The following is a 13384-nucleotide window of genomic DNA, read 5'->3' as shown; positions in this document are numbered from 1 at the left end:
ATAGCGGGGCTCGACAGCTTTTCAGCTATTTCGTCCATAACCTGCCAGTCTACCACCCTGTCGCCGCCGCCTGGGTTGGGTAAGCAGACTGGCAGCTCTCGGGAAGTCTTGGTTGCAGCCTAAACGGCAGGAATGGGGCCCGCACCTGCCCGGCGGGTAGGAGCCCCCTGCCCCACAATCCTCCACGCCAGCGCCTTAAGCGGGGCCGTTAGGGGACTGGAAGCTTTTGGCTGCGCATTCTCGGTTAGCGGACGACCTTCATCTAGTCGCGAAGCGTCACGCTTCAATGAGTATTGCGCGGAAGTCATTCACATTGGTCAATGTCGGGCCGGTAACAATCTGGCCACCCACGGTCGCGAAGAAACTGTGTGCGTCGTTGTTGCGAAGGGAGACTTCAGGATCGACACCCACGTTTCTGGCGGTCCCCAAGGTGTCGGGAGCAGCATAAGCTCCCGCGACGTCAGCCGCACCGTCAACGCCATCCGTATCGCACGCTAGAACGTGAATGCCCGGTTCACCGTCCAGCACGATGGCAGCGGCGAGAGCAAATTCGGCGTTTGGCCCGCCGATTCCATTACCATTTCGGGTTACGGTGCATTCGCCGCCCGAGAGCAGCAGCAATGTCTTGCCGCTGCCTTTGACCTCGGTCCGGAGCGAAAGGGCCATGCGTGCGTGATCGGCGCCAAGTTCACGTGCCTCGCCCTCCAGGTCATCACCCAGGATGCGGACATCAAATCCCGCCTCTCGCGCGCCTGCGGCTGCGGCGGCCAGCGACTGCGAGGGCGCAGCGATGGTTCGCCACCTGGTGTGGGCCAGTCGCGGATCGCCGGGCGCGACGACGCCGGTTGGCCCCTGTAAATGGGCGCGCACAGCTGCCGAGGAGTCAATCCCATAACGATCCAGCACCGCCATTGCATCCTGGGGATGGCTGGTATCGCCGAAGGTCGGACCAGAAGCGATCTGGCTCGGCTCATCGCCCGGTACGTCTGAAACAAGCAGTGTCAAAAGACGCGCGGGGTAACAGGCTGCGGCCAACCGCCCCCCTTTCACGCGGGATAGATGCTTGCGAACCAGGTTCATTTCGCCAATCGGGGCGCCCGAGGCAAGAAGAGCGCTGTGGACTCCAATCTTGTCGGCGAGAGTCAGTCCATCCGCGGGGGCGCACAAGAGGGCAGAGCCACCGCCCGAGATCAAAGCTAACACGAAATCGTCCGAACCGAGGCCGGAAACGCGGTCCAGAAGGCGCATGGTGGCCGCCTCTCCTGCAAGGTCGGGAACAGGATGGGCGGCCTCGACGATCTCGATCCCAGTGCAAGGACGCCAATAGCCATACCGGGTGAGAACCAGCCCCTCACAGGGGCCCCAGGCGGCCTCCACTGCCTCCGCCATGCGCGCGCTGGCCTTTCCTGCTCCGACAACGATGACGCGTCCTTCCGGTCGATCCGGCAAATTTTTCGAAACGACGCGCATTGGATCGGCAGCGGCAACCGCGAGTCGAAACAGCCCAGTCAAAAAGCCTTGAGCATCAGGGAGCGGGGAAGCCATAAAACAAGTCTCGCGAATGGAGGGGCCCCGCATGGTGCAGACCCTGTAGTGGACTGGCGGCACCCAAGCTGGTGACCTGGGCATCTGTACGACATTGGGCGCCAGCACGCGACGATCAAGGCGCCGGGCATACTCAGAATGCCCTCGCACCCTGAATGATCAGGTGACTTGCCCTCTCGGCAAGCATGGCGGTCGGGGCATTGGTGTTGGATCCCACCAGACTGGGGAAAACGCTGCTGTCACAAATCCGCAAGCCCTCGAATCCACGAAGCTTGAGGTCTGTGTCGACCACGCTCATTTCGTCTGATCCCATCCGGCAGGTTCCCACGGGATGGTAGGAGGTCCGGCAGTGGCTCGTCACAAAATCGCGCAGCTCGGCGTCTGATCTTAAGGATTCGTCAGGCAGCACGACCCTGCGAACGTATTTGGCCAGCGCGGGCTGCGCCATGATTGCAAGACTCATCTTAAGGCCACGGACCGTCGTTTCCAGATCGTCCGGGTGTCCCATAAAGTTGGGATCGATCAACGGCGGTTGGTGCGGGTCGGGAGAGGAAAGGCGCACCGTGCCGCGCGCCTTCGGCCGCAATCCATAGCAATTGAGTGTGATTCCGGAACGGCCACGTGCGACCCCGCCCACGCCCTCTTCGGCTGAGGCCCCCGCGAGGAAGTGGTACTGCAGATCTGGTGTCGTCCGATCGGCACCGGAATACCAGAACAATCCCCCCTCAACGACATTGCTGGCCACCGGCCCGGTGCGGAACAGGGCATATTGCAGCCCCGCCCAGGCGGCCCAATGTGGCTTGTTGTATCTGTCGAGGCTTTCGTGCCCATGCAATTCGGCGACAAGATCGATGTTGACGTGGTCTGACAGGTTTGCGCCCACGCCTGCAATATCTGCGCGCACATCTATGCCGAGCGACCTGAGGTGGTCACCCGGGCCAATGCCCGACAGCATAAGCAGCTTTGGCGATCCGACTGCGCCGGCGGTGACAATAAGTTCGCAGTCCGCGTAGGCGGTGTGGACACGGCCCTTGTGCAGATATTCGACGCCTTTGGCGCGATAGCCATCAATGATGAGGCGCATACTCATGGCGCGCGTCAGAACCGTCAGATTGGGCCGGTGCCGGGCCGGACCAAGATAGCCGCGGGCAGCCGAGCAGCGGCGTCCGTCGACCACGTTGAGCTGATAATATCCGGCACCCTGCTGCGCTGCGCCGTTGAAGTCGTGGTTGTATGGAATGCCGTATTGCTGGCACGCCATGACGAAGGCCCGCGTCAGTGGTTGTGGATTGGCAATGTTCGAAACACCCAGGGGGCCATCGGTGCCATGCCATTTGTCGGCTAGTGCCGTATTGCCTTCGGAGCGCAGGAAATAGGGTTGCACATCGCGAAAGGACCAGCCGGTACAGCCTTCTTCGTTGGCCCAGCGGTCATAGTCTTGCGGGACGCCCCGGGTGAAGACCTCGGCATTGATCGAACTGCCACCACCAAGAACTCGACCCTGCGCATAGGGTATCCGGCGGTCGCCAGCGTGCTTCTGCGGTTCGGTATGGTATCCCCAAGTCATGCCGCTGCCGGTCATCTTGGCAAAACCGACCGGCATGTGAATGTAGGGGTGCCAATCGCTACTGCCCGCCTCGAGCAAGAGTACCCTATTGGTAGCTCCCTCGCTCAGCCGCGCCGCCAGAACGCAACCGGCAGTTCCGCCTCCGACTATGATGTGACTGTATCCTGGGTCCGGCATGGTCCGTCATCGCTCGAGCCGAGCGATTTCCTCCTTTGACATAATGGCCCGCATGACGAAGTCGACAATGAAGGCTCGCCTCATTGCCAGGGCCTCTGGGGTCATGTGGTCAAAATTATAGATCTGGGTATTGGTGAAGCGGTTGTTCAGATAGTAGAAGCCGAGACCAGCGATCGAATGATTAAGCTGCAGCGGATCAATGTCAGGACGGATCCGGCCCTGATCGGCGCCCTTCTTCAGGATCGCCTTCACGCGTTTCAAAAGAACACTTGTACGTCGTTTCACGATGCCGGATTTCTTAAGGTAGATGGCTCCGAGCAGGTTTTCCTGGTTCACCAAAGCGATGAAATCGGGGTTTGTGACGTAGTAATCCCAGGTCGCTTCGACGAGTCGCTGAATAGCGGCAAGCGGTTCGAGTTCATCGAGAGGAAGCGCATCTTCCATCTTGCGGATTCCAAGATAGACCTCTTCTAGCACCGCTATGTAAAGTTCCTCCTTCGATCCGAAATAATGATAGATCATCTTCTTGTTGAGCCCCGTCGGCTCAGCGATGGCCTCAATTCCGGCGAGCGCGAATCCCTTGTCCGCAAATTCTCGTCTGGCCGAGGCCAGGAGGTCGGCCTTAGCCTGGTCCGCATTGCGTCCGGCTCTCCGAACTCTGGCCCTACTCTTGGTCGCCTCAACCATGGTGATACCCATTTCTCTGTCTTCGTCGTGATCAGCCTTTGCTGGCACCCAGCGTCAGGCCGGCAATGAAGTGCTTTTGCATCGCGAAGAACATCATGACGGGAGGCAGTGCAGCGATCAACGACCCTGCGGCGAGGAGATTGAAAGAGGAGATATATTGCCCCTTGAGAACTGTCAGACCCAGCGTTATGGGGCGCAATTCATCGGACTGGATAAGAATGAGCGGCCAGAAGAAGTCGTTCCAGATGAAGGTGAATTGAAGAACAGCCAGGGCCGCTAGCGCCGGGCGCACAAGCGGAACGATGATATGGACCAATATCTGCCATTCTCCGACCCCTTCTGCTCTGGCAGCTTCCACCAACTCGAAGGGCAGTTCAGCGATAAAGTTGCGCATGAAAAAGGTGCAGAAGCCAGTTTGAAAGGCGATCTGGAACAGGATGACGCCCCAATAGGTGTCGTAAACGCCTAGGTCCAAGGTCAGCTGGCGGACGGGGATCATCAGAATTTGGAAGGGCACAAAGTTGCCGGCGATGAACAGAGCAAGGATCAGGAACCGGCCGCGGAACTTGTAGAGTGCCAGGCCTGCTCCGGCCAGCGTGGACAGAAACAGGGCGCCAGCAATCGAAGGTAGTGTAATGATGACACTGTTCAGCAAGTAGGTCCCGATCGAGGACGACCCGAAGACCTTCGCGAAGTTCTCAATGAACGCCCACTCGCTGGGCATGCCCCAGTAATTGCCACGGTTGAGGTCCGAGAGCGATCGTCCCGCTGTGGCCACGATGGCGATCATCGGCAGCAGCCAGATGATCAGCGAGATCGGCAGGGCCACCTTATACATGAGTTGCCGGCTGCGGCTTCTTTCCTGGATTGGACGGGGAAACATCAGCGGGATCCTTTCTCGTTCTTGAGCAGGCGCATCAGGAACCAGGCGATATAGAGGTCCATGATCAGGAACAGGATCGTCGCGATTGCCGAGGCATAGCCCATGCGGTAGCGGAAGATCGCGTTGTCATACATGTAGTAGGCAAGCACGTTCGATGAATTGTATGGCCCGCCGCCGGTCATGATTGCCACAAGGTCAAAGGACCGGAGCGCGCCGATAATCGTCACGACCACGGCGATGAAGGTCGCGGCACGGAGCTGCGGCAAGACAATGTTGACCAGGAGACGCCAACCCTTTGCACCGTCGAGGCGGGCGGCCTCTATGACCTCGGGGTTAACGCTGTTCAGCCCGGTCAGATAGAGGATCATGCAGTAGGCCGTCTGAGGCCAGAGCCCCGCCAGGATAATGCCGAAGGTGGCCCAGTTCTCGTTCGAAAGGATGGCCGGGAACTTCACACCCAGTGGTTCCAGCATCGTCGCCAACAGGCCGAAAGCGGGATCATAGAACCAGGCAAAGACCAGCCCGACAACGATCTGAGAAACGACGAATGGGAAGAAGAACAGCGATTTGACGAGGCGAATGCCAAAAACGTTTTGGTTCAGGAACAGGGCAATGAACAGCCCCAGCACCGGTGCCAGCAGAAACAGGACAAGCCAGTAGACGTTGTTGGTGAGGGCCTTCCAAAATACGGGATCCCCTAGAAGCTCCCGATAATTGTCCAGGCCCACCCAGGTCTGTGGCCCGATGCCCTGCCATTCCACAAATGACAGTCCGATCGACTGGATGATCGGATAGATCACGAACAGCGAGAACATTGCGAAGGCAGGCGTGATGAAAGCAACCGGCGCGATAATGAGCTGGTGCTTGCGAAGGAATGTCGAGCCCGTCCGCCGCCGGCTATTTGACAGTACTTGGATTTCGGTCATCGGAGGGCTCCAACAGAGGTGGGACCGGCGCAGGTTGCCCCGGTCCCCAGACAAGCAACTACAGCGCGCCGTAGATCCGCTCGCGCTCGGCCTCGATCCGCTGAAGGATCGCGTCGATGCGGTCAGGGTTCTGCATGAACTCCTGGAACCCTTCCATGCCCACCTTCGCCAGTGCTGGGTCGGTATCGCGGTCATAGAACTGCATGATCCCGTTGGCCTGGCCGAGCTGGGCGAAACCGCCCTGTGCAAAGCGGTCGTCTTTAACCGAGGCGTTGATGTTGGGCGGTAGCATATCGAGCGTGGCCGCCGTCTTGGTCTGCACGTCCGCCTGAGCCGCAAACGCCAGGAAAAGGCGCGCGTCCTCCTTGTTGGTCGCATTCTTGGGAATGTGGAAGCTGTCGGTCGGCGCATCTTCGTAGATGCCCACTGCGGGATCGATGACCGGGAATGGGAACCATTCCACCTGCTCACGCACATCGTCAGGGAACATGGAAACGATGAACGGAGCAAGCAGATACATGGCGGATTTGCCCTGGTTCATGAAGGGCAGCGCCTCCTGGAACGAGTAGCCAGGATGGTTCTCGACGAAGAAGTCGGCGCTGACGAGTTCGGCCCACTTTTCGAAGACGCGCTTCACGCGTTCGTCTGTGTAGGCCACTTTTCCGTCCATGAGCTGGGCATGGAACTCGCCGCCGTTGATGCGCATGTTCAGGAAGTCAAACCAGCCCGCCGTCGGCCAGAGGTCCTTCGTACCGATGGTGATCGGCGTGATCCCGGCTGCGTTCAGCTTGGCGCCGACCTCCAGGAATTCTTCCCAGGTTGTCGGAGTAGATGTGATCCCCGCCTGCTCGAAAAGGTCCTTCCGATAATAGAAGCCCCAGGCATAGTAGGCGTATGGCACGCCATACTGCTTGCCCTCGACAGACGACGCACTTACGACAGCCGGCATCGCTTCATGTAAACCCTCGGCCTGCCAGACATCCGACACGTCCTCGAGAAGACCCAGGTCGACAAAGACCTTCATCCGGTTGCCGGCATTCCAAGTGATCAGGTCGGGCGCATCGGACACGAGGAAATTGCGCATTGCCACTTTGAACGCCTCGTGGTCATAGAGGTTGAACTTCACGTCGATCTCAGGATAGGCCGCCTCGAAATCAGCGATCAGCTCCTCCATCGCCAGCTTCTGCGCAGGGTCAGAGGTGTTGGCGTTCATCACGAGGTCGCGTGCGAACGCCGACGTCGAGCAGAGCATCAAAGCCACTGCACACACTGTTGTCTTGAGGTATCTCATTGGTCTTCCTCCCAATTATACCGGCCGCGGGCCGGATCGTAGGCCAAACGGGCGCGGCCACCGCCTTGCCCGTCGAGCGGGCACCTAGCTCCTTGAAGTTACTCACCAGTGAGTTACTTTTTGCTCCAAAGCGCTAATTACCTGATCCCCTGCGCATGAGCAGCGCATTGCGTCCTGATTGCACCATGACACCGTCCTGGTTTCGGACATCGAATCCTAGATGAGCGATTCCTCGATCGCCCGATGATGTGAGGCGCATGTCCATGATGCTGATGGTCGCGCCGATATTGTCTCCGGCCAGGATCGGGGCCTTGAATGACCAATCACTCCAACCAAGGGAAGCGATTGCCTGCAGCTGTACGTCGGCGCGGTTCTTCAAGCCGTCGATCAGCGCAAGGCCGAGCAGGCCGTGTGCTATGCGACCCGGGAAACCCTGTTCCCTCGCAAATCGATCATCCATGTGGACGTCGAAGAAATCGCCAGACATTCCTGCATAGGCGACGATATGCGACTCGGTCACTGTGATCCGGCCCGTACAAAAGTAGGCGCCGACCTGCAGATCGTCATAGAAGTATTTCCCGGCCGGCATGGTTGCTTTGAGAGCTTCGGTCATGCGGCCGCCTCATGAGCGCGGACTAGTCCGGCAGAGGTGCTGAGTGTCTGGCCTTTGTCGTCAAAAAGGTGGCAGTACGCTTCCTGGATGGCGGCGGAGACCGTCATGCCCGACTTGGGCGGCGTTTCACTTTCTGCCTTCAAGACCAAGTCGAGGCCAGCGCTTGTCTTGCCATAGGCGTAGGCAATTCCACCCAGGTTCTCAACGACATCGATGCGGACTTCGAGCCCGGGCCCTTCGGACGCTCCGATCAGATGCTCGGGGCGGATACCGATCGTCACCTCCTGCCCAGGGGAAACGCGCGTCCCCGCCCTCAGCGGTACCTGTACTATGTTCTCGGGGGCATCCAGCACTGAAAACCTGGCCGCGCTATCCGAGCTGTCCACCACCCGCCCCGGGACGAAATTCATTCGGGGGGAGCCGATGAAACCTGCCACGAACCTGTTGTTGGGTGACGTATAGAGGTCGAGAGGGGAGCCGATCTGCTCGACCAGCCCGTCGCGCAGAACCACAATCTTGTCGGCCATCGTCATCGCCTCGACCTGGTCGTGAGTGACGTAGATCATCGTCGCGCCGATCTCATTGTGCAGCTTGGAGAGTTCCACCCGCATCTGCACCCGAAGCTCGGCGTCGAGGTTCGACAACGGCTCATCGAACAGAAACACCTTTGGTTCACGGACAATGGCGCGGCCGATCGCAACGCGCTGCCGCTGGCCGCCGGACATATCCTTGGGTCGGCGCTGCAGAAGGTGGGAGATTTGCAGGATTTCGGCGGCGCGATGCACCCGCCTTTCGATCACCGCCGCCGGCGTCTTGGCCATTCGAAGGGCAAAGCTCATGTTCTCGAAGACCGTCATGTGCGGGTAGAGCGCATAGGACTGGAAGACCATCGCGGTGCCGCGGTCCGAGGCCTCGACGTCGCTCATGTCTTCGCCGCCAATCAGGAGTTGACCGGAGGTAATTTTCTCCAGCCCGCAGATCATCCGCAAGAGCGTGGACTTGCCACAGCCTGACGGCCCGACAAAGACGACGAACTCGCCGTGCCCGGCCTCAAGATCGACGCCCTTGATGACATCGACGGATGCGAATGACTTCCGCACGTTTTTCAGGACCACATCAGCCATGTCTGTACCAATCCGGGGCCATCCCCCGCCTTTTCCTTCGCTTGACGCCGATCATGCTCCCTCCACCCAGCGCTCGGCTTGCGGGCCGATGTGCAGGTGAACGGATTTCAGCTCGGTGTATTCCTCAATTCCGTAGCGCCCTGTCTCGCGCCCATTGCCGGACTGCTTGAAGCCGCCCAGCGGCAATTCCGGGTATCCCTGCAGGGCCGAGTTCACCCATACACGGCCTGCCCTGATCCGTCGCGAGCAGCTCAGGGCCTTGGAAAGGTCGGTGGTCCACACATAGGCAGCGAGGCCGTAATCCGAGTCATTGGCAAGACCGATCGCTTCCTCGAGGTCGCCGAATGGCATGACGGCAAGCACGGGCCCGAAGAGTTCTTGTCGCGCCACACTCATTCCCGGCTTTACATCGGCCAAAACCGTCGGCGGGTAGAACAGCCCCTGATGGTTCTCCGGGTCGCCGCCGCAGACGATCCGTGCTCCGTCCCGGACGCCTTCGCGGACAGATTCTGCAATCCTATCGAATTGCGCGCGGTTGATGATGGCTCCGATGCGCGACGTGGGGTCCAGTGGGTCTCCCATCCGCAGTTCTTGAAGCCTTTCCGCGAGGCGGTTCTGGAACGCTTCGGCGACACTGGCCTCGACCAGAAGCCGCGACCCGGCGATGCAGCATTCGCCCATATTAATCGTCGCCGCCTTGATCACGCCATCGATGGCGGCCTCCTGGTCGCAATCGGCAAACACAATTGAAGGGGACTTGCCTCCCAGCTCCAGCGAAAGTTTTTTGATGTTGCCCGCCGACGCGGCTATGGCTGCTCGCCCGACGCGGGTTGATCCGGTGAAGGCCACCATATCCACGTCCGGGCTATCGAGAATGGCCTGCCCGACCTGATCGCCTGTACCAGCAATAATGTTGCAGACGCCATCGGGAAGCCCTGCATCCTTGAGATATCGGCCCAGCATGAGGGCCGTGCCAGAGGTGAACTCACTGGGCTTGACCACGACCGAACAGCCGGCGGCAAGGGCAAACGGCAGCCGTTCCGAAAGGATCAGCAGGGGGAAGTTCCAAGGCGTTATGATGCCTACCACCCCGATCGGCTCACGCAGGACAAGGCCGAGCATGTCCTCGCCCAGCGTATTGTGGCTATCGCCGTGCAAGATGCGCGCAAGGCCGGCTGCATAGTCCCACAATTCGGCTGCGAACAAGACCTCGCCCCGGGACGCAGCCAGGGGCTTTGATGTTTCCAGCGTCTCCACAAGGGCGAGATCGTCTGCGTTGCGCCTCAGGCTCTGGGCCACCTCTCGCAGGACCTTTGCCCGTTCGCCCCCGTAGTCGAACGCCCATCGCCCCGCATCGAAACTTTCTCGCGCCGCAGCAATTGCCGCCTCGGCATCCGCGCGCGTCGACGCAGGATATTGGCTGACCATGCGCCCATGGGCCGGGCTTTCGCGAGATATGACTCCGCCCTCCAGGGCATCGGTGAACTCGCCGGAGATGAAGTTCTGGTACTGCAATGGTGCTTCGAAGATGTGTTCGGCCTGGTCAAACATTGAGGGCTCCCGCCTTTATGGATCGGGAGGATGTGCCGACCGCGTCGCTGACAAAGCAGTCAGGGTTCATAAGAGTCAGATTGGGCGAGATTTCTGGCCGGAACGCCATGCGATCCAGCACGTCCCGCTGCAAGTCGATCCCAGGCGCGACCTCCGTTAAGGTGACGCCTTCATCCGCCAGGCTAAACACAGCGCGTTCCGTTACATATGTAATGGGTTTCATGCGCAGACGAGCTGCCGGGCCGCAAAAGGTGATCTCGCGGACTTGTTCGACAAACTTCGGGATCTGGCCGCTTCGCTTGATCGTCAGCTTACCGGCATCGATCCCGACAGCCAGACCGCCAGTTTCAAATGTTCCGCAAAACACGACTGACTTTGCACCCTGGGAGATGTCCACAAAACCGCCAGGCCCGACAACATCCTGCCCCAGCCGAGACACGTTTACATTGCCGTCGGCATCCACCTCTCCGGCACCAAGAAAAGCAACATCCACACCGCCGCCACTGTAGAAGTCGAACTGGTCGGTCGATCGCATGATGGCGCCGGGGAAGGCAGCTGCGCCGAACAGTGCGCCATCGATCAGTTGCCCGTTATGGATTCCCTGCTCGACCGTCAGCCAAATGTCCTTCAGGCGAGCTTGTTCAGTGAGAACAGCCGCGATGCCGCCGGGAATGCCGTAGCCGAAGTTGACTGATTGACCGGCGTGAATCTCTTGCGCGGCGCGACGGGCGATCACCGACCGCGCGCCGGCCGGCATCGACAGACCGTCAAATTGCCCAGGCAAGACCTCACTGCTGTGCGGCAGACCCGCCAAGCTTCCCTCATAGCCACCCACATGGGTCTGAGGTTGATCTTTAGCGACGACGACATGATCGACCATCACGCCCGGAACCTGGACAAGACGGGCCAGGCAATCCTTGCTTTCACGCCTCTGCCGCACCTGCGCCAGGACGCGCCCACCAGAGTTCCGGGCGCTCAGGGCGACGGCATGACAATCGAGATCGCCTGATTCCTCGGCGCACGAGATGTTGCCCTGCTCGTCGCAATAGGTGCCACGCACGATAGCGACGTCTGGTCGGATGGGCAGGTAGCGAATGTAGTCTTCGCCACCGAGCGTTACGATCTCATTGATTGGCTCGGCATTCCGAGCCGCCTCATTGGCCGCACCACCGCCAGATCGCGGATCGTAGAAGGTATTCAAGCCGACATGGGTGATGAGCCCAGGACGCTTCGCCCCTGTCTCCCGCAACAACAACGAGATGACGCCAGAAGGAAGTGTGAAGGCTTCGATCCTGTTGTCGCGAGCTAACGCCTGCATGCGTGGCGACCACGACCAGTGGCCGCCGATAACCCGCCGGACCAGCCCCGGATGGGCGAACCTGTTGACCCCTCGCTCTTTGCCGTCACCCACTCCCAATGCGTGCACCAGAACCAAGTCCCGGGGGGTTCCCGTGGCTATGAAGCGTTTCTCGATAGCCGCGAAAATCGCGTCCGCCTCGAGCATGCCACCGCCGTTTCCGGTGATGGCGACAACATCGCCGTCCCGGATAACGCTAGCGGCTTCAGTGGCGGACAGTTCAATCACGTCGTGCTCCTAGACGGCCAATTCCATTAATTCACTCACTGGAGAGTTACATATATTGTGCCCCGTGTCAACGTGGTGTTTGCGCTGCAATGCTAATCCCATGTGGGCGCGTAGGGGACCACGTCGGCATTGCTTATGCGGTAGTTGGCAACAGTTAGCCCGTCGATTTGCAGCATCTCATCTGGGGTCAGTGAAAAATCCACGACATCAAAATTTGCTTGCATGTTTGCAGGGCGAGTGGACATCGCGTTGACCGCCACTCCCTTCTGCAGAATCCATCTCAGCGCCACCTGGGCGGCACTCTTGGCATGGCGGTCACCGATCTCTGAAAGGACCGGATATTTGAAGATCTCACCCCGAGCGAGCGAGCAGTAGGACGATAACGGAATGCCGGTCTCAAGCGATGCCCCGAGCAATTTCCTCTGGTCGAGGAGTGGGTGAAACTCGACTTGATTGACGGCCAGCGGTACGTCCAGGAATGCCTTGGCGCGCCGCATCATGGCTGTCGTATAGTTGGAAACTCCGATATGCCGCGCATAGCCACGCCGATGCGCCTCCTGAAGCAACTCCAGCGATGGCTCCACAGGCCCGTCACCGGGCGGCCAATGCAAAAGCAATACGTCGATGACGTCCGCTCGCAGATCCCTCAGGCTCCTCTCAACCGATGGAAGGAACCGGCTGTCATCCATGTTCTCGGGGTGAACCTTGGTCGTGACCAAGATGTCGTGGCGCAGCACGCGCGCTTCCGAGAGCGCACTGCCGAGAACACCCTCGTTCCCATACCATTGCGCCGTGTCAAAGGCGCGATAACCGACGTCCAGTGCCACATGCACGGCCTGGCTCAGTTTCTCGCCGATCAGCGGAAAGGTCCCAAATCCACGCTGGTACACGCTGGCATCGTAGATCGACATAACTCGTCCCCTCACCTTGTTCCCGATCAAGACAGATTGCACTTGATAACTCACTCACTGGTGAGTTATCAAGGCAGAAGTTGTCGCGGCGCTGATGGCTGATCCGTGACTGTTGGGAGGGTGGATTGTGCTCAGGCATATGGTTTTCATCAAGTATTCTGGTGCGGTTCCGCAAGCGGACCGCGACTGTCTGATGCGTGATCTTGAGCAGTTGCGCTCGGAGATCGAGGGGATGGAAGACTTCCGCACTGGGCGGAACGTGTCGCCCGAGGCGCCCCTTGTGCATGGTCTGGTCGACCTGTTCTGGATCGATTTCCGCGACGCTGAAGCGCGCGACGCGTATCTCGCCAACACAACGCACAAGGCAATCGGCGCGCGGATCATGGCGAGCCTGGACGGCGGCCAGGAAGCCATCTTCGTCTGTGACCTTGAACTTTAGCCTCCGATCGAGATGCGGCCCGACGGAATCAAGTGCCGCTCAGTCGCCTCGGGCGATCGAAAAGATTTCCAGCCGGACCCCGTGG

At 59.7% G+C, this 13384-nt stretch carries 12 protein-coding genes; 1 reads left to right on the top strand and 11 read right to left on the bottom strand.

The window, feature by feature from the left end; all coding sequences use genetic code 11:
* Positions 1 to 276: 276 nt before the first annotated feature.
* The 11 genes from GO014_RS17645 to GO014_RS17595 form a co-directional block, all read right to left on the bottom strand.
* Positions 277 to 1545 (bottom strand): glycerate kinase type-2 family protein, encoded by a 1269-nt coding sequence (locus tag GO014_RS17645; RefSeq protein WP_157291634.1) that lies wholly within the window; start codon positions 1543 to 1545, stop codon positions 277 to 279.
* Positions 1546 to 1678: 133 nt separating this feature from the next.
* Positions 1679 to 3289, bottom strand: a complete 1611-nt coding sequence (locus GO014_RS17640) for a GMC family oxidoreductase (RefSeq protein ID WP_157291629.1) — start codon at positions 3287 to 3289, stop codon at positions 1679 to 1681.
* A 6-nt stretch (positions 3290 to 3295) separates the two neighbouring features.
* Positions 3296 to 3988: a TetR/AcrR family transcriptional regulator gene (locus GO014_RS17635; RefSeq protein WP_157291628.1), complete on the bottom strand. Its 693-nt coding sequence runs from the start codon at positions 3986 to 3988 to the stop codon at positions 3296 to 3298.
* Positions 3989 to 4007: 19 nt separating this feature from the next.
* Positions 4008 to 4859, bottom strand: coding sequence for a carbohydrate ABC transporter permease (locus tag GO014_RS17630; RefSeq protein ID WP_157291627.1), 852 nt, complete (start codon positions 4857 to 4859; stop codon positions 4008 to 4010).
* A complete protein-coding gene (locus tag GO014_RS17625) occupies positions 4859 to 5785 on the bottom strand; it encodes a carbohydrate ABC transporter permease (protein WP_157291626.1) in 927 nt (308 codons plus the stop codon). The genes GO014_RS17630 and GO014_RS17625 overlap by 1 nt, the downstream gene beginning before the upstream one ends.
* Positions 5786 to 5843: 58 nt before the next feature.
* Positions 5844 to 7076 carry an ABC transporter substrate-binding protein gene (locus tag GO014_RS17620; protein ID WP_157291625.1) on the bottom strand — a complete coding sequence of 411 codons (1233 nt, stop codon included), beginning with the start codon at positions 7074 to 7076 and terminating at the stop codon, positions 5844 to 5846.
* A 133-nt stretch (positions 7077 to 7209) separates the two neighbouring features.
* Entirely contained in the window at positions 7210 to 7689 is a 480-nt protein-coding gene (locus tag GO014_RS17615) for a MaoC family dehydratase (protein WP_157291624.1), read from the bottom strand.
* The gene (locus GO014_RS17610) at positions 7686 to 8813 is read right to left on the bottom strand and encodes an ABC transporter ATP-binding protein (RefSeq protein WP_157291623.1); all 1128 of its coding nucleotides are present in this window, start codon (positions 8811 to 8813) and stop codon (positions 7686 to 7688) included. Before GO014_RS17610 ends, GO014_RS17615 begins: the two co-directional genes overlap by 4 nt.
* 51 nt (positions 8814 to 8864) lie before the next feature.
* Positions 8865 to 10364 carry an aldehyde dehydrogenase family protein gene (locus tag GO014_RS17605; protein WP_157291622.1) on the bottom strand — a complete coding sequence of 500 codons (1500 nt, stop codon included), beginning with the start codon at positions 10362 to 10364 and terminating at the stop codon, positions 8865 to 8867.
* Complete coding sequence (locus GO014_RS17600) at positions 10357 to 11949, bottom strand: acyl CoA:acetate/3-ketoacid CoA transferase (protein ID WP_343031005.1); 1593 nt, start codon at positions 11947 to 11949, stop codon at positions 10357 to 10359. Before GO014_RS17600 ends, GO014_RS17605 begins: the two co-directional genes overlap by 8 nt.
* A 92-nt stretch (positions 11950 to 12041) precedes the next feature.
* Positions 12042 to 12860 (bottom strand): aldo/keto reductase, encoded by an 819-nt coding sequence (locus GO014_RS17595; protein WP_157291621.1) that lies wholly within the window; start codon positions 12858 to 12860, stop codon positions 12042 to 12044.
* Between the two features lie 139 nt (positions 12861 to 12999).
* On the opposite strand from GO014_RS17595, the gene GO014_RS17590 reads away from it, so the two are divergent.
* Positions 13000 to 13299 carry a Dabb family protein gene (locus GO014_RS17590; RefSeq protein ID WP_157291620.1) on the top strand — a complete coding sequence of 100 codons (300 nt, stop codon included), beginning with the start codon at positions 13000 to 13002 and terminating at the stop codon, positions 13297 to 13299.
* Positions 13300 to 13384 lie beyond the last annotated feature (85 nt).

Source organism: Devosia marina (genome assembly GCF_009758415.1).
In the GTDB taxonomy this organism is placed as follows: Bacteria; Pseudomonadota; Alphaproteobacteria; order Rhizobiales; family Devosiaceae; genus Devosia; species Devosia marina.
This window is presented reverse-complemented; position numbering and strand designations above follow the sequence as displayed.